Below are 19,406 nucleotides of genomic sequence, written 5' to 3'. Positions count from 1 at the left end.
TGCGGGATGCGCGGGTGCTGATGGGGGGGGCGCGGGAGGGGGGTCGGGTCGCCGAGCCGGGACCTCCAGCGGCGGGCGAGGAGCTGCCCGACCTCGGAGGGGTGGCCGCCGACGGTGGTGATGTGCTGCTCGCGGTGGTCCGACCGCGGCTCGGCGGTGGGCCGACCGCGAGGAGGACATCACCACCGTCGGCGGCGACCCCTACGAGGTCGGGCAGGTCTTCGCCCGCCGCTGGATGTCCCGGCTCGGCGACCAGAGCCACCTCCAGCGCCTCTCCCAGATGTACCCGCGCATCCCGCACCGCATCGACGGCGAGCTGCTGCGCTACGCGGCCCGCTTCGGCCTGCTCGCGCACAAGGACGACCAGATCGACGAGCACGACCGTTACGCCATCCGGGCGGGTTTCTGGCGCGAGTTCGACGTACCGGCCGCCGCCGAGCAGGCGGCCACGGGGGAGTGAGCCCCGTGTCCGGCACCGGTTCGGGCGGCCCCAAAGACGAGTAAAGGGTCCCGACCCCGTACCCTCTCCCCTTGTGAGTACGCGCGTGGGGCAGGCACTTCGGCAGGACGAGGTCGTCCGTGTGCGCGGGCTCAGCAAGACCTACCCGGCCGTCAAGGGGCGGCGCGGTGTCCCCGGCACGCCCGAGGTGCGGGCCACCGACGGCCTGGAGCTCACCGTACGGCGCGGCGAGATCTTCGGGCTGCTCGGGCCCAACGGCGCCGGCAAGTCCACCCTCGTGCGCCAGCTCACCGGGCTGCTGCGGCCGGACGCCGGCAGCGTCGAGATCCTCGGCCACGACCTCGTGCGCCACCCCGAACGCGCCGCGCGCCTCCTCGCCTACCTGGGCCAGGAGTCCACTGCCCTGGACGAGCTGACCGTCTCCCTCGCCGCCGAGACCACCGGACGCCTGCGCGGCCTGGACGTGGCGCGGGCGCGGGCCGAGCGGGACGCCGTCCTGGAGGAGCTGGGGCTCACCCCGATCGCCGGGCGGGCGCTGAAGAAGCTGTCCGGCGGGCAGCGCCGGCTCGCCTGCTTCGCCGCCGCCCTCGTCGGCGAGCGCCCGCTGCTGGTCCTGGACGAGCCGACCACCGGCATGGACCCGGTGGCGCGGCGCGCGGTCTGGGCGGCCGTGGACCGGCGGCGCGCCGAGCACGGCACCACCGTGCTGCTGGTCACCCACAACGTCATCGAGGCGGAGACCGTGCTCGACCGGGTCGCCGTGCTCGACCGCGGCCGGGTCATCGCCTGCGACACCCCCGCCGGCCTGAAGGAACAGGTCGCCGGCGAGGTGCGGGTGGAACTGGTGTGGCGCGAGCGCGCACCGCTGGACGTGCCCGAGGTCGCCGTGCTGCGCGAGCGGGCGGTGGAGGCCGGCCGGCGCTGGACGCTGCGGCTCGCGCCCGAGGAGGCCCGGGCCGCCGTCGCCACGGTGACCGGTGGCGCCGCCTTCGCCGCCCTGGACGACTTCACCCTCGCCACGCCCAGCCTGGAGGACGTCTACCTGGCGCTGGGCGGCGCCGCGCGGCAGGGGCTGGTGAAGGCGTGAGCGCACGGGCCGCCGTACGCACCGGGGTCGGTACGACCACCGCAGGCGCCGTAGGGAAGAGGAGCAGCTCGTCGTGAGTGTCGTACCCGCGCAGGTTCTGCCGGACGGAGCCCGGGCCGTGCCGGAAGCGGTGCCGGCCGCGGCGCCGCTCGCCCCGGCCGCGCGGCTGTGGCCGTCCCTGGTGGCCGTGTACCGGGCGCAGCTGTCCCGGGCCCGGGTGGCCAGGATCCCGCTGCTGTTCGTGGCCACCTTCCAGTCCGTGGGCATCACCGTGATGATGCGCGGCGTGGTCGGCAACGGGTTCGAGGCGCGGTCCGTGGTGGCCGGCTCGTCCGTGCTGGTCGTCGCGTACGTCGCGCTGAACCTGCTGGCCCAGTACTTCGGGCAGCTGCGGGCCGGCGGCGGGCTCGACCACTACGCCACCCTGCCGGTGCCGCCGGCCGCGGTGGTGCTGGGCGCGGCGGCGGCGTACGCCTCCTTCACCGTGCCCGGGACGCTGGTGACCGCCGTCTTCGGCTGTGTGCTGTTCGGGCTGCCGCTGTCCAACCTGTGGGTGCTGCTCGCGGTCGTCCCGCTCGCCGGGGCCGCGCTGTCCGGGCTCGGCGCGGCGCTCGGGCTGCTCGCGCCCCGGCCCGAGCTGGCCACGCTGCTCGGGCAGCTGGGCATGTCGGCGGCGCTGCTGCTGGGCGTGCTGCCCGCCGACCGGATGCCGGAGATCATCCGGCTGGCGCGGGATCTGCTGCCCTCCACCTACGGTGTGGAGGCGTACGCCCGCACGTTCGAGGAACACCCGGACTGGGCGGTCGTCCTCGCTGACCTGGGGGTGTGCGCGGGGGTCGGGGTGGTCTCGCTGGCGGCCGCGGCGTGGGCGTACCGCAGGGCCGCCGTCCGATGACGCGACGCACAGGCCGACCTGGCACGATGTCAGGGTGACCGCACCGCTGAATCCGCCACCGCCGCCGCACGACGACTCCGCGCACCAGGTCTGGCAGACGCCGCCCGCCGGGGCGCCGGTCGCGAGCGCCTACCCAGAGGACGGCCCCGGAATGAAGACCGAAGCACGCGAGGCCGCAGTGATCACCCTGGTGGTGACGGTGGCCGGGGCGTTGCTCGGACTGCTGTGGCTGTGGCTGACGCCGCACGTGCCGCTGGTCGGCGAGGTGTCCGGCCGGACCTGGACGGTCTACCTCAAGGACAGCGAGGGCGAGCAGGCGATCGGGGTGGACGGCACGTTCACCCTGCTGGCGCTGGCGTTCGGCGCGGTCAGCGGGCTGGCGGCGTTCCTGTGGCGGCGGCGGGGCGGCGTACCGCTCGTCGTGGCCCTGGCGCTCGGCGGGCTGCTCGGCTCGGTGCTGGCGTGGCGGCTCGGCGTCTGGCTGGGCCCCACCTCCGATGTGATCGCCCATGCGCGGGCGGTCGGCAAGGGGGTCACGTTCCAGGCCCCGCTGCGGCTCGGCGCGAAGGCCGCGCTGCTGTCCTGGCCGTTCGCCGCCGTACTGGTCCACCTCGGGCTGACGGCGCTGTTCGGCCCCCGCGACCCGGAACCGCAGCAGCCGGGCGAGCGGCCGGACCCCTTCAGCCCCGCCCGATAGGCGCCAGCACCGCCTCCGTCAGCGCGGCCAGATCGCCCGGCGCCAGCTCCACCTCCAGGCCCCGCCGGCCCGCCGACACACACACGGTGGCGTGGTCGCGGGCCGAGGCGTCCAGGACCGTGCGGAGCTTCTTGCGCTGGCCGAGGGGGGAGATGCCGCCCCGGACGTAGCCGGTGGTGCGTTCGGCGAGGGCCGGGTCGGCCATGGTGGCGCGCTTGCCGCCCACCGCCGAGGCCAGGGCCTTGAGATCGAGGGTGCCGGCCACCGGGACCACGCCGACGACCAGCGCCCCGTCGACGTCGGCCACCAGGGTCTTGAAGACGCGGTCGGGGGAGACGCCCATCGCCTCGGCCGCCTCCTCGCCGTAGGACGGGTGGGAGGGATCGTGCTCGTAGGCGTGGACGGTGAACTCCACGCCCGCCGCGGTCAGCGCCACCGTCGCCGGCGTCCCCCCGGACTGCTGCTTCTTCGACTTCTTCGCCATCGGTGCTGCGGATTCCCTCGGTTCGTGCTCAGTTCAGACTGGTCGGCGTCCGCGTCAGCTCGAACGCGGGCAACGACGGCAGGGTACGGATGATGGCGGTCTCCCCGCGCAGCAGTTTCAGCTCGTCCCGCAGCCGGGACGCGGTGTCCGGTGCCTGGAGCAGCCGCTGCTTGGTCGGCGTGTCGTGCACCATCGCGGCGGCCACCAGGTACGACACCACGCTCGGGTCGTCCGGCAGCTCCGCGCTCGTCGCCAGCGACCGCTCCCGCGCGCCCGCCAGCCGCTTCTGGTACTGCCGGAACGCCCGCAGCACGCCCTCGGCGAGCGCCCCCGCCTCGTCCCCCGGCTCCTCCGCCAGCTCCTCCAGCTCGGCCGTCAGGAAGGGCCCCGAGGCGTCCACGGACAGCAGCCGCACCCGGGTCGTCCCGGTCGCCAGCACCTCGAAGCCGCCGCCGGCGCGCTCCCGGATGGTGGCCGCGTCGGCCACGCAGCCCAGCCCGTGGAACGCCTTGAGCGGGTCGGGCCCGAAGCCCGCGGCCGGGCCCCGCTCGGGCTGCGCCGTGGGATCGGGCATGCCGGGGGCGCTCGGCGCCACCTCGTACCCGTCGCGGATGGCCACGACGGCGAACCGGCGCGGCTCGTCCTCGGGGGTCTTCAGCAGCTCGCGCATCATGGCGCGATAACGCTCCTCGAAGACGTTCAGCGGCAGCACGAGTCCGGGGAAGAGGACCGTGTTCAGCGGGAAGAGCGGCAGACGGACGGTGGTCACGGCGCCCCAGCCTAGTGGTCGGCGGCGCGGGCGTGTCCGCGGTGGGCGGGCAGAAGGTCCTGGGGACCGGGCGGCAGGCCCGCCGGGACGGGTGCCGCGCCCCCGGCCAGAAGGTGCCCGCGCAGCCCCAGGAAGTACCCGAGCGGATCGTCCGAGAACCGGTCCCAGGGGCGGGAGGTGACATACGGGCCGATCAGCCGCAGCTGGCCGAGGGCGTCCTGCGGGCGGTCCAGGCGCAGCAGGACGTAGAGCAGCGTGTTGCGCACGCCCGCGGGCCAGGGGTCGGCCGGGGCGAAGCGCGCCGACAGGGCGATCGCACGGTCGGCCGCCGCGTCGAGCCGTTCCCGGGGGACCCCGGGCCCGCCGCCGTCGAGCAGACAGCCGAAGGCGGCCCGCACGGGCAGCGCCTGGACGAGCGAGCCGGCCGGGGCGTCCTGCGCGGCGAGCTCGGCGAAGTCGAAGCACTCGCGGTGCGCGGCGCTGGGCGCGTGCGGCGTGTCGCCGAAGCGGACGCAGCAGTAGGCGGCCAGGTAGCGCAGGGCGGCCACATGGCAGCCGTAGTGGTGCGGGGCGCGGCTCAGCGCCGCCGCCCACAGCTCCTCGAAGTAGCGGTGCCCGGCCCGCGAGCCGCGCGCGTGGTCCAGCGCGATCCGCCAGGGCACCGGATCGCGGTCGTCGGCCCGGGCGGCGGCCGTGATCAGCGGGCTCACCTCGCGCAGCAGCTCGGCGCGGGCCGGCGACGACCACACCCGGTCCACCGCCAGCTGCGCCGCGACCAGCAGCGCGCCCGGGTCGTCCCGGTCGGCCGCGCGCCAGTCCTCGAACCACTCCGGGCGCAGCCGGGCGAAGGCAGCCAGTCGCCGGGCGTAGCGGTCGTGGTTCTCCCACTGGGCCGCGGCGCGGGTGGCGGCCAGCAGCTCGGCCGCGGCCCGGTACTCGCCCCGGCCGGCCGCGACCAGCGCGGGCGAGAGCCGGTCGTCGGGCGCGTCGAGCACCGCCTCGTCCCCGTCCGGGACCCGGCCGGCCGGGCGCGCGGGGCGCTTGGACATCCATGTGCGGCGAAGGAACGCGGGCAACGGAACCATGGTGCGGACCATTGAAAGTCCGCAGGTCGGGGCAGCGCCAGAGGCTCGGGGCAAGTCGTGGAAGGTTGTACGGCCAAGGGTCAAGGACCGGTAAAGGGTATGTGTTCTATTTTTGTAGGACTGGTGGGGGTGTGCGGGAGGCTCGCCGCATGCCGGGCCGCGGGGCGGCTCAACTGCGCCGCAGCAGCCTGGTCGCCCCCGCCGCCACCGTCGTCGCCAGGACCCAGCCCAGCATGATCATCGCGGCCGACAGCCACTGCCAGCCGCCGCGCAGCTGCCACTCTCCGGCCTGGCCCAGGTCGATCACCGGGAGCAGCAGGTCCAGCGTGAACAGGGCCGGACTCCAGTAGGGGTGCTGGTCCTGGCTGGTCGGGGGATGGTCGGCGTGCGAGAAGGCGAGGGTGCCCGCCGCCCACAGCACCGCCATCCACACCGCGGCCCGGCCGGGCCGGTAGCCGTAGGCGACCGTCCAGTCCTGGGCGTACCCCCACAGCTTGCCGGCCAGCGGCAGCGTCTCGCGGCGCCGGCGCTGCTTGGCGAGCAGCACCTCGCGCGCGTCCTCGTCCTCGCCGGCCTCCCGCAGCACCGCGGCCAGCCGCTCGTACGGCTCCGGGGCGTACTCGGCGGTGGCCGCCGCCACCCAGTCCAGCCGGCGGGTCAGCGGGAAGGGGCCCTGCGGCACCAGGTTCTCGTAGGTGAAGCCGCCCATGTGCAGCCGCCCGGCGCCCGGCCAGGCGCCCGCGCGGTCCACCAGGTTCACGATCCGCGCCCCGGACAGCACCACCTTGCCGCGCTGCGGACCGTCCCCGAGGAAGCGCAGCTCGGGGACGTGCACCCGGCGCAGCGACAGCTCCTGGTCGTCGGTGAGGACGAACCTGGCCCGCTCCAGGTCCACGGCGTCCCCGAACCGCCCGTCGTCCAGGCGCAGCCCGCCCTGGCACTCGAACCGCTGGATCCGGGTGCCGCGGGCCGGTGTGGTGCCGCTGAGCAGCGGATTGCCCACCCCGGCCGGGGTCAGGTACAGGGTGCGCTCCACGCTGAGCTGGGGCGCGTTCAGGGCCAGCCGCGAGTACGGGTTGTTCAGCCGCGCGCCGCGCAGGCTCAGCGAGACCCCGATCTGGGCGCCGCGCAGCCGCAGCTCGCCGTGCGACTCCAGCAGCTCCGCCTGGAGGTCCTGGCCGACGCCGAGGCCGTCCGCCGCGATCGACCGCCCGCCCCGGTCCCGGTACACGACCGCCTGGTTGAGCAGCAGGTCGGTGCCGATGTGCGCGTCGGTCAGCCGGACCCCGTTCTGGAACCGGCAGCGGGGCAGATGGAGATCGCCCTCGGTCTGCACCCGGGCCGCCTCCAGGCGCGGCACCGAGCAGTTCACCAGGCGCAGCGTGGTGAACCGGGCCTCGGGCAGCAGCACCTGTTCGTCGAAGCGGCAGTCGCGCAGCTCGACGTACGGCCGCACGGTGCCGCCCGCCAGGTCCAGACAGCCGGTGACCCGCACCCCGGCGAGCTTCAGCGCGGACACCCGGCCGGCCAGCGCCGGCGGTCCGTCCAGCAGCAGCCAGGCGATGATGCGCGCCCGCACGGACCGCTCGGGCCCCCAGGGATGGCCGCCGTGCGGATCGTCCACGACGCCGTCGCCGCTGCTCAGGTCGTACACACTGCCGTTGCGGAAGGCCTGCCACATGCCCGCCTCGGCCGCGGTCAGGTCGTCCGGCAGGTCCCCGGCGCTCAGGCCGGTCACCTCGGTCACCGCTGTTCCCTCTCTCGTCACCGGCCAGGACTCTGCGCGGTCCGGGCCTCCTTCGCCGTTCGGGGGGATTCGTCCAGCCGTTGATGCCCGCTGAGTGACGCCCGGAACACCGGGGGTGAACGGGATCTTCCGGGTTCCGGCCAGCGTATGTACCACCGATTGGTCCACGTTCTGTATCAGCCACTGATACGCGCGGACGACTACGGATGCCGGTCTGAGAGAATTGGAACCGTGATTTCCCGAATCGATCTGCGCGGCGACGCCCTCCCCGAGGGCCCCGCCCTGCGTGACCTGCTGCCCCGAGCCGACTTCGACGTTCAGGCCGCCCTGGAGAAGGTGCGTCCGATCTGCGAGGACGTGCATCATCGTGGCGACGCGGCGCTGATCGACTTCGCGGAGAAGTTCGACGGAGTACGGCTGGAATCCGTCCGTGTGCCGGCCCAGGCGCTCGCCGACGCGCTCGCCGGCCTCGACCCGGCCGTGCGCGCGGCCTTGGAGGAGTCCATCCGGCGCGCCCGCCTGGTCCACCGCGCGCAGCGCCGCACCACCCACACCACCCAGGTCGTCCCCGGCGGCTCCGTGACCGAGAAGTGGGTTCCGGTCGAGCGCGTCGGGCTGTACGCGCCGGGCGGCCGCTCGGTCTACCCCTCCTCCGTGATCATGAACGCGGTCCCGGCCCAGGAGGCCGGTGTCGAGTCGATCGCGCTGGCCTCCCCGCCGCAGGCGGAGTTCGGGGGGCTGCCGCACCCGACGATCCTCGCCGCCTGCGCGCTGCTCGGCGTGGACGAGGTGTACGCGGCCGGTGGCGCCACCGCCGTCGCGATGTTCGCGTACGGCACCGAGTCCTGCCCGCCCGCGAACATGGTCACCGGCCCCGGCAACATCTGGGTCGCCGCCGCCAAGCGCTACTTCACCGGCCGGATCGGCATCGACACCGAGGCCGGCCCCACCGAGATCGCGATCCTCGCGGACGAGACCGCCGACCCGGTGCACGTGGCCGCCGACCTGATCAGCCAGGCCGAGCACGACCCGCTCGCGGCGGCCGTCCTCGTCACCGACTCCGAGGAGCTTGCGGCGGCGGTGGAGAAGGAGCTGGAGCCGCAGGTCGCGGCCACCAGGCACACCGACGACCGGATCCGTCCGGCCCTCGCGGGCAAGCAGTCCGCGATCGTCCTGGTGGACGGCGTGGAGGAGGGCCTGAGGGTGGTCGACGCGTACGGCGCCGAGCACCTGGAGATCCAGACCGCCGACGCCGCCGCCGTGGCCGACCGGGTGCGCAACGCGGGCGCGATCTTCATCGGCCCCTGGGCGCCGGTCTCGCTCGGCGACTACGCGGCCGGCTCCAACCACGTGCTGCCCACCGGCGGCTGCGCCTGCCACTCCTCGGGCCTGTCCGTGCAGTCCTTCCTGCGCGGCATCCACATCGTCGACTACACCAAGGACGCGCTGGCCGAGGTCGCGCACCACGTGGTGACGCTGGCGGAGGCGGAGGACCTGCCGGCGCACGGCGCGGCGATCAAGGCTCGGTTCGGGTGGAAGGTACCGGAGAGCAAGTGAGCGACGTGCGGATCGACGACCTCCCCATCCGGGACGAACTGCGTGGCAAGTCCCCGTACGGCGCGCCCCAGCTGGACGTGCCCGTACGGCTGAACACCAACGAGAACCCGTACCCGCTGCCCGAGGCGCTGGTGGAGCGGATCGCCGAGCGGGTCCGCGAGGCCGCCCGCGAGCTGAACCGCTACCCCGACCGGGACGCGGTCCAGCTGCGCACCGAGCTGGCCAAGTACCTCCAGCGGACCGGAAAGCACCCGCTCGGCATCGAGAACGTGTGGGCGGCCAACGGTTCCAACGAGGTCATCCAGCAGCTGCTGCAGACCTTCGGCGGGCCCGGCCGCACCGCCATCGGCTTCGAGCCCTCGTACTCGATGCACGCGCTGATCGCCCGCGGCACCGGCACCGGCTGGATCTCCGGCCCGCGCAACGAGGACTTCACCATCGACCTCGCCGCCGCCGAGAAGGCCATCGCCGAGCACCGGCCCGACGTCGTCTTCATCACCACCCCCAACAACCCCACCGGCAACGCGGTGCCGCCCGAGACGGTCCTCGCGCTGTACGAGGCGGCGCAGGCGGCCAAGCCGTCGATGGTCGTCGTGGACGAGGCGTACGTCGAGTTCAGCCACGGCGACTCGCTGCTGCCGCTGCTCGACGGCCGCCCGCACCTGGTGATCTCGCGCACCATGTCCAAGGCGTTCGGCGCGGCGGGCCTGCGCCTCGGCTACCTCGCCGCCGACCCGGCCGTGGTGGACGCCGTCCAGCTGGTCCGGCTGCCCTACCACCTGTCGGCGATCACCCAGGCGACCGCGCTGGCCGCGCTGGAGCACACCGACACCCTGCTCGGCTACGTCGAGCAGCTGAAGTCCGAGCGGGACCGGCTGGTCGCCGAGCTGCGCGCGACCGGCTACGACGTCGTCGAGTCCGACGCCAACTTCGTGCAGTTCGGCCGGTTCGCCGACGCGCACGAGGCCTGGCGGAAGATCCTCGACCGGGGCGTCCTGGTCCGGGACAACGGCGTACCGGGCTGGCTGCGGGTCTCCGCGGGCACGCCCGAGGAGAACGACGCGTTCCTCGACGCGGTCCGTGAACTGAAGAAGGAGCTTGAGGCATGAGCCGCGTAGGGCGCGTCGAGCGCACCACCAAGGAGACCTCGGTCCTGGTCGAGATAGACCTCGACGGCACCGGGCGGACCGACATCGCCACCGGCGTCGGCTTCTACGACCACATGCTCGACCAGCTCGGCCGGCACGGACTGTTCGACCTGACCGTGAAGACCGACGGCGACCTGCACATCGACTCCCACCACACCATCGAGGACACCGCCCTCGCGCTCGGCGCCGCCTTCAAGCAGGCGCTCGGCGACAAGGTGGGCATCTACCGCTTCGGCAACTGCACGGTCCCGCTGGACGAGTCGCTCGCCCAGGTCACCGTCGACCTCTCCGGCCGCCCCTACCTGGTGCACACCGAGCCCGAGAACATGGCGCCGATGATCGGCGCGTACGACACCACGATGACCCGGCACATCCTGGAGTCCTTCGTGGCCCAGGCGCAGATCGCGCTGCACGTGCACGTACCGTATGGACGCAACGCCCACCACATCGTGGAGTGCCAGTTCAAGGCGCTGGCCCGGGCGCTGCGCTACGCCTCCGAGCGCGACCCGCGCGCGGCCGGCATCCTCCCGTCGACGAAGGGCGCGCTGTAACCCATGACCGGTCTGTCGACCATCCTGATCGTCGTCGGCCTCTTCCTGGTCGGTGGCATCGTCTCCTTCGTCAAGCAGAAGATGCCCACCAGCCTGATCGTGCTGCTCTCCCTGGCGGCCGGGATGTGCCTGGTCGCGGGCGTCATGCGGCTGGAGGTGTGGAATTGAGCGCGGCCGCGAAGAAGGTCGTGGTCTTCGACTACGGCTTCGGCAATGTCCGCTCCGCCGAGCGCGCCCTCGCACGGGTCGGCGCCGAGGTGGAGATCACCCGCGACTTCGACAAGGCGATGAACGCGGACGGCCTGCTGGTGCCGGGCGTCGGCGCCTTCGCCGCCTGCATGCGGGGCCTGCGCGCCGCCCGCGGTGACTGGATCGTGGACCGCCGGCTGTCCGGCGGACGCCCGGTGATGGGCATCTGCGTCGGCATGCAGATCCTGTTCACGCGCGGCATCGAGCACGGCGTGGAGGCCGAGGGCCTGGAGGAATGGCCCGGCACCGTCGCGCCCCTGGAGGCCGACGTCGTGCCCCACATGGGCTGGAACACCGTCGAGGCCCCGGCCGGCTCCGAGCTGTTCGCGGGCCTGGACGCGGACGCCCGCTTCTACTTCGTGCACTCCTACGCCGTCCACGAGTGGACGCAGGAGGCGAACAACCCGGTGATCGCCGCGCCCAAGGTCACCTGGGCCACGCACGGCCGGCCGTTCGTCGCCGCGGTGGAGAACGGTGCCCTGTGGGCCACCCAGTTCCACCCCGAGAAGTCCGGCGACGCCGGCGCCCAGCTCCTCACCAACTGGATCGGAACCCTGTAGACCATGGCCAAGCTCGAACTCCTCCCCGCCGTCGACGTCCGCGACGGCCAGGCCGTACGCCTCGTCCACGGCGAGTCCGGGACCGAGACCTCCTACGGCTCCCCGCTGGAGGCCGCCCTCGCCTGGCAGCGGTCCGGCGCCGAGTGGCTGCACCTGGTCGACCTGGACGCGGCCTTCGGCACCGGCGACAACCGGGCCCTGATCGCCGAGGTCGCGGGGGCGATGGACATCAAGGTGGAGCTGTCCGGCGGCATCCGCGACGACGACACCCTGGCCGCCGCCCTCGCCACCGGCTGCACCCGCGTCAACCTCGGCACCGCCGCCCTGGAGAGCCCCGAGTGGGTCGCCAAGGTGATCGCCGAGCACGGCGACAAGATCGCCGTCGGCCTGGACGTGCGCGGCACCACCCTGCGCGGGCGCGGCTGGACCCGCGACGGCGGCGACCTCTACGAGACGCTGGAGCGCCTGAACAAGGAGGGCTGCACCCGCTACGTCGTCACCGACATCGCCAAGGACGGCACCCTCCAGGGCCCCAACCTGGAGCTGCTGAGGAACGTGTGCGCGGCGACGGACCGGCCGGTCGTGGCCTCCGGCGGCGTGTCGTCCCTGGACGACCTGCGCGCCATCGCCGAACTGGTGCCCCTCGGTGTCGAGGGCTCCATCGTCGGGAAGGCCCTCTACGCGAAGGCGTTCACCCTGGAAGAGGCCCTGGAGGCTGTGTCGTCATGACGTCCGAAGGCGTTCGGCGGGTGCAGAGCGGAAGTCCCTGGGAAGAGAGTTTCGGTTTCGCGCGCGCCGTCGCGGCGGGGGACCGGGTGTCCGTCGGCGGCACCACGTCCTTCAAGGGCACGGTCCTCTACGGCGAGGGCGATCCGTACGAGCAGACCCGCGTCGCCTTCGGCAACGCCCTCGACGCGCTGAAGGAGTTCGGGCTGGGCGTCGAGTCCGTGATCCGCACCCGTATGTACCTGAGCCATGTGCGCGACGTCGACGAGGCGGGGCGGGCCCACAAGGAGCTGTTCGACTCCGTGCGCCCCTGCACGACCCTGCTGGTGGTCGAGGGCTTCGTGGACCCGCGCATCCTGGTCGAAGTAGAGCTTGAAGCATTCAGAGGAGCCTGAGCAGTCATGACCCTGGCGGTCCGAGTCATCCCCTGCCTGGACGTGGACAACGGCCGGGTCGTCAAGGGTGTCAATTTCCAGAACCTGCGCGACGCGGGCGACCCCGTCGAGATGGCCAAGGTGTACGACGCCGAGGGCGCCGACGAGCTGACGTTCCTGGATATCACCGCGTCCTCGGGCAACCGGGAGACGACGTACGACGTGGTGCGCCGCACCGCCGAGCAGGTCTTCATCCCGCTCACCGTCGGCGGCGGCGTGCGCACCGCGGAGGACGTGGACAAGCTGCTGCGGGCGGGCGCCGACAAGGTCGGCGTGAACACCGCGGCCATCGCCCGTCCCGAGCTGATCCGCGAGATCGCCGAGCGCTTCGGCCGCCAGGTGCTGGTGCTGTCGGTCGACGCCCGGCGCACCGGGTCCGGCTCCTTCGAGGTCACCACGCACGGCGGCCGCCGGGGCACCGGCATCGACGCCGTCGAGTGGGCGCACCGCGCGGCGGAACTGGGCGCGGGCGAGATCCTGCTGAACTCGATGGACGCGGACGGCACCAAGGACGGCTACGACCTGGAGATGATCGCCGCCGTGCGCAAGCACGTCTCCGTGCCGGTGATCGCCTCCGGCGGCGCGGGCAAGCTGGCCGACTTCCCGCCGGCCGTCGCCGCCGGCGCGGACGCGGTCCTGGCCGCCTCCGTCTTCCACTTCGGCGATCTGCGCATCGGCGAGGTGAAGGAGACGCTGCGGGGGGCGGGACACCCGGTGCGCTGACGCCACGGGTTCGGGAGGGCCCCGGCGACAGGTGGTCGCCGGGGCCTTCTCGTGGCCATATGTGAAAGGAAAATTGCGCAAAAAAGATTGCGCAAAATTTCTTTCGTTCATACTCTTCGGGCATGGCCGATGACGATGAGCGCCGGATCGCGGACGTGGGCACGCTGAAGGCCCTCGCCCACCCGCTGCGCATGAAGTTGTACCGCCTGCTGTTCGTCGCCGAGGCGGCCACCGCGTCCCAGCTCGCCGAGCAGGTGGACGAGGTCGTCTCACTGGTCAGCTACCACCTGCGCAAGCTGGCCGCGCACGGACTGGTGGAGGAGGCCGAGCCGCGCAGCGCGGACGCCCGCGAGCGCTGGTGGCAGGCGTCGTCGCAAGGCGTCTCCATCAGTGGCGAGGACTTCCGGGACGCCCCCGAGAAGGCCGCGGCGCACCTGGCGGCCTCCCGGCTGTTCCTCGACCAGCGCGCCGAGATGTACCGCCGGTACCTCGACGAACGCGCCTACTGGGGGCCGGAGTGGACCGAGGCGGCGCACGACAGCGAGTCGCTCCTGCGCCTCACCCCCGGGGAACTGGCCGCGCTGAAGAAGGACCTGCACGAACTGATCAAGCGCTACGACGACGAGGGGCGCGCCCGCGAGGCGGCGGGCGACACCGAAGGGCGCGAACACGTCGCGATGCACCTGTACGGCTTCCCGTTCCGCGTGTGACTTCCCGTTCCGTTTCCGAGAGGAGAGGCCAGGCGTGACCGCCACCCTCGCATCCCCCGCCTCCGTGCAGGCCCACCGGGACCCCAATGTGCGGCGCTGGCTGACCGCCTATACCTGCTCCATGCTCGGGGACAGCGTCTACTACCTGGCGCTGTCCTGGGCGGCGGTGCGGGCCGGGACCGCGGCGCAGGCCGGCCTGGTGATGTCGGCGAGCGCGCTGCCCAGGGCTGTGCTGATGCTCGGCGGGGGAGTGCTCGCCGACCGGCTCGGGCCCCGCCGGGTCGTCGTCGGCAGCGACGCCATGCGCTGCGCCGCCGTCCTCGCGGTGGCCGCCCTGCTGTACCTCACCAGCCCCGGACTGTGGCCGCTCGCCCTGCTGGCGCTGGTCTTCGGCACCGTGGACGCCGTGTTCGTGCCCGCCGTGGGCGCCCTGCCCGCCCGGGTCACCGGCCCGGACCAGCTGGCCCGGGTGCAGGGCATGCGGGGGCTGGCCATCCGGTTCGCGAGCGTCGTCGGCGCCCCGCTCGGCGGCCTCGGCGTGGCCGTCGGCGGCGCCCCGGCGGCCTTCGCCCTCGCCGGAGCGCTGATCGCCGTCTCCGTGCCGCTGCTGCTCTCCGTGCGGATACGGGAGCTGCCGGGCGACGGGGCGGACGGCCCCCGCGGCACCGCCCGGGCCGACCTCGCCGCCGGACTGCGGCACATCCGCCGGCACCCCGTCCTCGCCCCGCTGATGCTCGCCATCGCCCTCGGCGACCTGGGCTTCGTCGGCCCGCTGAACGTCGGCCTCACCCTGCTCGCGGACCACCGCGGCTGGGGCGCGGCCGGGATGGGCTGGGTGCTGGCCGGGTTCGGCGTGGGCGCGGGGGCCGCCTCGCTGCTGCTCACCGTCCGGGGGCGGCTGCCGCGCGCCGGACTGGTCGCCGGCGTCACCATCGTCGTCGGATCCCTGGCCATCGGCGCCCTCGCCTACGCGCCCACCCTCTGGGCGGCCGTCGGCACCGCCCTGCTCGTCGGCCTGCTGACCGGGCTCAGCGGTGCCATGTGCGGCGCGCTCCTCCAGACCCAGGCCGACCCCGCCTACCTCGGCCGGGTCACCGCCGTCTCCAGCCTGATCAGCCTCGGCTTCACCCCGTTGAGCATGCCGCTGGCCGCCGCCGCGATCGGCGTCTTCGGTCTCGGTCCGGTCTACGTGGTCAGTGCCTGCGTCTGCGCACTCGGCGGAGTCGTCGCTCTCGTGGTACCGGCCCTGCGCCGCGCCGAACTCCCGCGCTGACGCTCACGCGTCGGGCTGCACCAGCTGCACCAGGTTGCCGCACGTGTCGTCGAGCACCGCGGCCAGCACCGGGCCCTGCCGCCGCGGCCCGTGCGGGAAGCGGACGCCGAGGCCGGCCAGCCGGCGGTGTTCGGCGGGGAGGTCGTCCACCGAGAAGACGATGCAGGGGATGCCCGCCTGGTACAGCGCCCGGCGGTAGGACTCGGCGATGGGCCCCTGGCCCGGCTCCAGGAGGAGCTGGAGGTCCGGCTGGGCGCCCTGGGGCGCGCCGACCGTCACGAAGAGCGTGCCGTTCCCGAGATCCATCCGCGTACGGGTCTCGAAGCCGAGGACGTCCGTGTAGAAGGCGTGGGCCCGTGCCACGTCGTCCACGTACACCCCGGTCATCGCGACCTTGATCACCAGGCGGCCTCCCGGTCAGAAGCCGAGCTGCTTGGACGAGTGCAGGGTCTCGATCGCCTCCGCGTCGCCCTCCAGCTCCACCTGCGCCGCCCGGTCCCGGCCGAACGCGAACAGCAGCAGCTCCGACGGCTCCCCGGTGGCCGTGACCACCGGCGCGCCCTTGTGGGCCACCACGGTCTGCCCGTCCGGGCGGCGCAGCACCAGCCCCGTCGGCAGCCCGCGGCCCAGCAGCCGGGCCGTCCGCTCCAGGCGGGACCACAGGGTGTCCTGGAACACCGGGTCCAGCTCCCGCCGGCTCCAGTCCGGCTGCGCCCGGCGCACGTCCTCGGTGTGGATGTAGAACTCCACCGTGTTCGCCGCCTCGTCCACCTGCTTGACCTGGAACGGCGAGAACCGCGGCGGGCCGGTGCGGATGAGCTGGATCAGCTCCTCGTAGGGCTTCGCGGTGTACTCGGCCGTCACCTTCTCCAGGCGGGAGGCGAGCTGCTTGATCAGTGCGCCACCGGCCGCGTCCGGACGGCGCTCGCGCACGATCACATGCGCGGCCAGGTCCCGGGCCCGCCACCCCTCGCACAGGGTCGGTGCGTCCGGGCCCACGGTTTCCAAGAGGTCGGCGAGCAGGAGCCGTTCACGCTTGGCGAAGGTCGACATGGGGTCAGCCTACGACCAGCCGCCGGTCCGCGCAGTGGACATCCGGCCGGGGCTGTCGGTGGCGCGCGGCACAATGGCACCCATGACGAGTACGCCCGGCACGCCCCGGCCCAGCAGCCTCGACCCGGAGATCGCCGCCCGCCTCAAGCGGAGCGCCGACGGTCTCCTGCCCGCGATCGCCCAGCAGTACGACACCGGAGAGGTGCTCATGCTCGGCTGGATGGACGACGAGGCACTGCACCGGACCCTGACCACCGGCCGCTGCACCTACTGGTCGCGCAGCCGCCAGGAGTACTGGGTGAAGGGTGACACCTCCGGCCATGTCCAGTGGGTGAAGTCGGTCGCGCTCGACTGCGACGCCGACACCGTCCTGGTCCGGGTGGACCAGGAGGGCGCCGCCTGCCACACCGGCGCGCGCACCTGCTTCGACGCGGACGTCCTCCTCAAGGACGTCGCCGCGTCCGGCGCGGACCGGTGAGGGCCGCCATGGACCTGGAGACCTTCCGCAAGCTGGCCGCCGACCGCCGCGTCATCCCGGTCACCCGCAAGCTCCTGGCCGACGGCGACACCCCCGTCGCCCTCTACCGCAAGCTGACCGGCGAACGCCCCGGCACCTTCCTGTTGGAGTCCGCCGAGAACGGCCGCTCCTGGTCCCGCTACTCCTTCGTCGGTGTCCGCAGCGCGGCCACCCTCACGGCCCGGGACGGCGAGGCCCACTGGCTGGGCACCGCGCCCGTCGGCGTCCCGGTGGCCGGCGACCCGCTCAAGGCCCTGCGCGCCACCCTCCAGACCCTGCACACCCCGCGCGAGGAGGGCCTGCCGCCCTTCACCGGCGGCATGGTCGGCTACCTCGGCTACGACATCGTCCGCCGCCTGGAGAAGATCGGCCCCGGCGAGCGCGACGACCTGCGGCTGCCCGAGCTGACCATGCTCCTGACCAGCGACCTCGCGGTCATGGACCACTGGGAGGGCTCGGTCCTGCTGATCGCCAACGCGATCAACCACAACGACCTCGACACCGGCGTGGACGAGGCCTACCACGACGCGGTGGCCCGGCTCGACGCCATGGAGGCCGACCTCACCCGCGCGGTGGCCCAGCCCCCGGCCGTGCTGCCGCCCTCCGAACTGCCCGAGTACACCGCGCTGTGGGGCGGCCCGGACTTCCGGCAGGCCGTGGAGGACGTCAAGGAGCGCATCCGCGCGGGCGAGGCCTTCCAGGTCGTGCCCTCCCAGCGCTTCGAGACCCCCTGCACGGCGAGCGCCCTCGACGTCTACCGGGTGCTGCGGACCACCAACCCCTCGCCGTACATGTACCTGTTCCGCTTCGAGGGCTTCGACGTCGTCGGCTCCTCCCCGGAGGCGCTGGTCAAGGTCGAGGACGGGCGGGCGATGGTGCACCCCATCGCGGGCACCCGGCCGCGCGGCGCCACGCCGCGGGAGGACCAGGGGCTCGCCGAGGAGCTGCTCGCCGACCCCAAGGAGCGCGCCGAGCACCTGATGCTGGTCGACCTCGGGCGCAACGACCTCGGCCGGGTCTGCGAGCCCGGCTCCGTCGAGGTGGTCGACTTCATGTCGGTCGAGCGCTACTCGCACGTGATGCACATCGTCTCGACCGTGACCGGCCGGGTCGCCGGCGGCCGCACCGCCTTCGACGTGCTCACCGCCTGCTTCCCGGCCGGCACCCTCTCCGGCGCCCCCAAGCCCCGCGCGATGCAGATCATCGACGAACTGGAGCCCTCCCGGCGCGGTCTGTACGGCGGCTGCGTGGGCTACCTGGACTTCGCGGGCGACTCCGACACGGCCATCGCCATCCGCACCGCCCTGCTGCGCGACGGCACGGCGTACGTCCAGGCCGGAGCCGGCATCGTCGCCGACTCCGACCCGGTGGCGGAGGACCAGGAGTGCCGCAACAAGGCCGCCGCGGTCCTCAGGGCGGTCCACACGGCCAACCGGCTCGGCGCACAGGGACGCCCGTCACAGAACCCCGGGTGACGGTTCCGCCGGGGTTCAGGCGATAGTGGAGTACGTGACTGCTGCTCCTGACCCCCGTTCCGAAGCCGCCGCGCCCGCCCGGTCCGGCCGCCGCAGCCTCGCCGTGGCCCTCCTGTTCGGCGCGCTCGGCGCGGCCGTGGCGCTGCTCGCCAGCCGGCAGCGCTGGGCGGAGGGCACCGCGACGGTGGCCGGCGGCACCTTCCCGCTGACCGCCAAGGGCAGCGACGTCACGGGCGTGCCCGCGGCCCTCGCCATAGTGGGCCTCGCCGCGCTCGTCGCCGTCTTCGCCGTGCGCCGGGCCGGCCGGATCGCCGTCGCCGCGCTGCTCGCGCTGTCCGGGGCCGGCATCGTCGTCGCCGCCCTGGTGTCCGCCTCCGACAGCACCGCGCTGGACGAGAAGGCGGCCCAGGCCAGCGGCGACACCTCCGCCACGGTCGCGGCGCTGAGCCACACCGGCTGGCCCTACGCGGCGGCCGTCGGCGGCCTGCTGATCCTGCTCGCCGGGCTGCTCGCGCTGCGCTTCGGCGGCCGCTGGCCCGCCATGTCCGGCCGCTACGAGCGCGGCACGGACCGCCCGCGCCGGAGCGCGCGCCCGGTCGACCCGGAGCGCCCCGAGGAGATCTGGAAGGCCCTGGACCGGGGCGAGGATCCCACCGGCGTCTGACCCTTCGCGGGTGTGGCGAACCAGACTCCACCCCCGCGTCCGACGTGCGCGGGCGTACGGGACAATGGACGACGAGCGTCCGGCTCGGACAGTGTGACGGGCGGGCTCGGAGCCGTACGAACGTACGCTCCCCTGGGACACGTACAGCAACGAGGAGCACAGACATGGCGGGCAGCAGCCACGGCCACGGTCACACCCCGGCCGCCTGGACCGGCGTCATCATTTCCTTCATCGGTTTCCTGGTCGCGGGTGCCCTCATGGTGATGGGCTCGGTCGTCGGCTTCTGGGCCGGCATCGCGCTGATCCTCCTCGGTGCCGTCGTGGGCGGGATCATGCGCGCCATGGGCCTCGGCCAGAACCAGAAGCCGCTCAAGATGGTCGGCGCCGCCCCCCTCGTCAACCGCGAGCCGGTCGCGGCGGAGAGCTGACCCGCCGAACACCGCTTCCCGAGGGGTGGCCGGCGTCCATGACGGACGCCGGCCACCCCTCGCGGCGTACCGGGGACCGGGCCCCCGGCGCCTTGCCCGCGCGCGCCACCGCCT

The 19,406-nt window shown here is 73.6% G+C and carries 23 protein-coding genes and 1 pseudogene; 18 read left to right on the top strand and 6 right to left on the bottom strand.

Translation table 11 applies throughout. The features are described 5' to 3' along the window. Positions 1-142 precede the first annotated feature (142 nt). The 4 genes and pseudogenes from FRZ03_RS31150 to FRZ03_RS31135 form a co-directional block, all read left to right on the top strand. Positions 143-460: pseudogene (locus tag FRZ03_RS31150) on the top strand (NYN domain-containing protein); the annotation flags it as partial. Between the two features lie 73 nt (positions 461-533). Beyond that, on the top strand, positions 534-1,547 hold the full coding sequence (locus FRZ03_RS31145) for an ABC transporter ATP-binding protein (RefSeq protein WP_146468488.1): 1,014 nt from the start codon (positions 534-536) through the stop codon (positions 1,545-1,547). Positions 1,548-1,620: 73 nt separating this feature from the next. Continuing rightward, entirely contained in the window at positions 1,621-2,442 is an 822-nt protein-coding gene (locus FRZ03_RS31140) for an ABC transporter permease (protein WP_146468432.1), read from the top strand. Between the two features lie 34 nt (positions 2,443-2,476). Continuing rightward, on the top strand, positions 2,477-3,139 hold the full coding sequence (locus FRZ03_RS31135; protein WP_146468431.1) for an AAA family ATPase: 663 nt from the start codon (positions 2,477-2,479) through the stop codon (positions 3,137-3,139). Here FRZ03_RS31135 and ybaK read toward each other — a convergent pair. The 4 genes from ybaK to FRZ03_RS31115 all read right to left on the bottom strand — a co-directional run bounded on the left by ybaK (position 3,123) and on the right by FRZ03_RS31115 (position 7,224). Then, positions 3,123-3,623, bottom strand: coding sequence for a Cys-tRNA(Pro) deacylase (gene ybaK / locus FRZ03_RS31130; RefSeq protein ID WP_146468430.1), 501 nt, complete (start codon positions 3,621-3,623; stop codon positions 3,123-3,125). The two genes, FRZ03_RS31135 and ybaK, sit on opposite strands and share 17 nt — an antisense overlap. 28 nt (positions 3,624-3,651) lie before the next feature. Continuing rightward, complete coding sequence (locus tag FRZ03_RS31125) at positions 3,652-4,392, bottom strand: LON peptidase substrate-binding domain-containing protein (protein WP_146468429.1); 741 nt, start codon at positions 4,390-4,392, stop codon at positions 3,652-3,654. 11 nt (positions 4,393-4,403) lie between these two features. Continuing rightward, complete coding sequence (locus tag FRZ03_RS31120; RefSeq protein WP_186785718.1) at positions 4,404-5,489, bottom strand: hypothetical protein; 1,086 nt, start codon at positions 5,487-5,489, stop codon at positions 4,404-4,406. 157 nt (positions 5,490-5,646) lie between these two features. Then, a complete protein-coding gene (locus tag FRZ03_RS31115; protein WP_146468427.1) occupies positions 5,647-7,224 on the bottom strand; it encodes an oxidoreductase in 1,578 nt (525 codons plus the stop codon). A 231-nt stretch (positions 7,225-7,455) separates the two neighbouring features. Here FRZ03_RS31115 and hisD point away from each other — a divergent pair, with 231 nt between their 5' ends. The 10 genes from hisD to FRZ03_RS31070 all read left to right on the top strand — a co-directional run bounded on the left by hisD (position 7,456) and on the right by FRZ03_RS31070 (position 15,155). Beyond that, on the top strand, positions 7,456-8,781 hold the full coding sequence (gene hisD / locus FRZ03_RS31110; RefSeq protein ID WP_146468426.1) for a histidinol dehydrogenase: 1,326 nt from the start codon (positions 7,456-7,458) through the stop codon (positions 8,779-8,781). Further along, positions 8,778-9,890, top strand: a complete 1,113-nt coding sequence (locus FRZ03_RS31105) for a histidinol-phosphate transaminase (RefSeq protein WP_146468425.1) — start codon at positions 8,778-8,780, stop codon at positions 9,888-9,890. Before hisD ends, FRZ03_RS31105 begins: the two co-directional genes overlap by 4 nt. Beyond that, positions 9,887-10,480 carry an imidazoleglycerol-phosphate dehydratase HisB gene (gene hisB, locus FRZ03_RS31100; protein ID WP_146468424.1) on the top strand — a complete coding sequence of 198 codons (594 nt, stop codon included), beginning with the start codon at positions 9,887-9,889 and terminating at the stop codon, positions 10,478-10,480. The genes FRZ03_RS31105 and hisB overlap by 4 nt, the downstream gene beginning before the upstream one ends. 3 nt (positions 10,481-10,483) lie before the next feature. After that, positions 10,484-10,648, top strand: a complete 165-nt coding sequence (locus FRZ03_RS39515; RefSeq protein WP_167381400.1) for a hypothetical protein — start codon at positions 10,484-10,486, stop codon at positions 10,646-10,648. Further along, positions 10,639-11,289, top strand: a complete 651-nt coding sequence (gene hisH / locus FRZ03_RS31095) for an imidazole glycerol phosphate synthase subunit HisH (RefSeq protein ID WP_146468423.1) — start codon at positions 10,639-10,641, stop codon at positions 11,287-11,289. The genes FRZ03_RS39515 and hisH overlap by 10 nt, the downstream gene beginning before the upstream one ends. Positions 11,290-11,292: 3 nt before the next feature. Beyond that, positions 11,293-12,018 (top strand): bifunctional 1-(5-phosphoribosyl)-5-((5-phosphoribosylamino)methylideneamino)imidazole-4-carboxamide isomerase/phosphoribosylanthranilate isomerase PriA, encoded by a 726-nt coding sequence (gene priA, locus FRZ03_RS31090; protein ID WP_146468422.1) that lies wholly within the window; start codon positions 11,293-11,295, stop codon positions 12,016-12,018. Next, positions 12,015-12,410, top strand: coding sequence for a RidA family protein (locus tag FRZ03_RS31085; protein ID WP_146468421.1), 396 nt, complete (start codon positions 12,015-12,017; stop codon positions 12,408-12,410). Before priA ends, FRZ03_RS31085 begins: the two co-directional genes overlap by 4 nt. Before the next feature lie 6 nt (positions 12,411-12,416). Then, a complete protein-coding gene (hisF, locus tag FRZ03_RS31080) occupies positions 12,417-13,172 on the top strand; it encodes an imidazole glycerol phosphate synthase subunit HisF (RefSeq protein WP_146468420.1) in 756 nt (251 codons plus the stop codon). Between the two features lie 122 nt (positions 13,173-13,294). Beyond that, complete coding sequence (locus tag FRZ03_RS31075) at positions 13,295-13,882, top strand: ArsR/SmtB family transcription factor (RefSeq protein WP_146468419.1); 588 nt, start codon at positions 13,295-13,297, stop codon at positions 13,880-13,882. 34 nt (positions 13,883-13,916) lie between these two features. After that, a complete protein-coding gene (locus FRZ03_RS31070) occupies positions 13,917-15,155 on the top strand; it encodes an MFS transporter (protein ID WP_146468418.1) in 1,239 nt (412 codons plus the stop codon). 3 nt (positions 15,156-15,158) lie between these two features. Here the strand turns inward: FRZ03_RS31070 and FRZ03_RS31065 are convergent, their stop codons facing one another. After that, positions 15,159-15,557, bottom strand: a complete 399-nt coding sequence (locus FRZ03_RS31065; protein WP_146468417.1) for a VOC family protein — start codon at positions 15,555-15,557, stop codon at positions 15,159-15,161. 15 nt (positions 15,558-15,572) lie between these two features. Further along, entirely contained in the window at positions 15,573-16,208 is a 636-nt protein-coding gene (locus FRZ03_RS31060; protein ID WP_146468416.1) for a TIGR03085 family metal-binding protein, read from the bottom strand. A gap of 82 nt (positions 16,209-16,290) precedes the next feature. Between FRZ03_RS31060 and hisI the strand changes: the two genes are divergently transcribed. From hisI to FRZ03_RS31040, 4 genes are all read left to right on the top strand, one after another. Then, complete coding sequence (hisI, locus tag FRZ03_RS31055) at positions 16,291-16,686, top strand: phosphoribosyl-AMP cyclohydrolase (RefSeq protein ID WP_146468415.1); 396 nt, start codon at positions 16,291-16,293, stop codon at positions 16,684-16,686. Between the two features lie 8 nt (positions 16,687-16,694). Then, positions 16,695-18,200: an anthranilate synthase component I gene (locus FRZ03_RS31050; RefSeq protein WP_146468414.1), complete on the top strand. Its 1,506-nt coding sequence runs from the start codon at positions 16,695-16,697 to the stop codon at positions 18,198-18,200. A gap of 25 nt (positions 18,201-18,225) precedes the next feature. Further along, on the top strand, positions 18,226-18,864 hold the full coding sequence (locus tag FRZ03_RS31045; protein WP_146468413.1) for a TIGR02234 family membrane protein: 639 nt from the start codon (positions 18,226-18,228) through the stop codon (positions 18,862-18,864). Between the two features lie 164 nt (positions 18,865-19,028). Continuing rightward, positions 19,029-19,292, top strand: coding sequence for an HGxxPAAW family protein (locus FRZ03_RS31040; RefSeq protein ID WP_146468412.1), 264 nt, complete (start codon positions 19,029-19,031; stop codon positions 19,290-19,292). Positions 19,293-19,406 lie beyond the last annotated feature (114 nt).

It is taken from the genome of Streptomyces misionensis (genome assembly GCF_007896895.1).
GTDB lineage: Bacteria > Actinomycetota > Actinomycetes > Streptomycetales > Streptomycetaceae > Streptomyces > Streptomyces misionensis_A.
The sequence above is the reverse complement of the archived record's forward strand: the minus strand, read 5'-3'. Positions and strand labels throughout refer to the sequence as shown.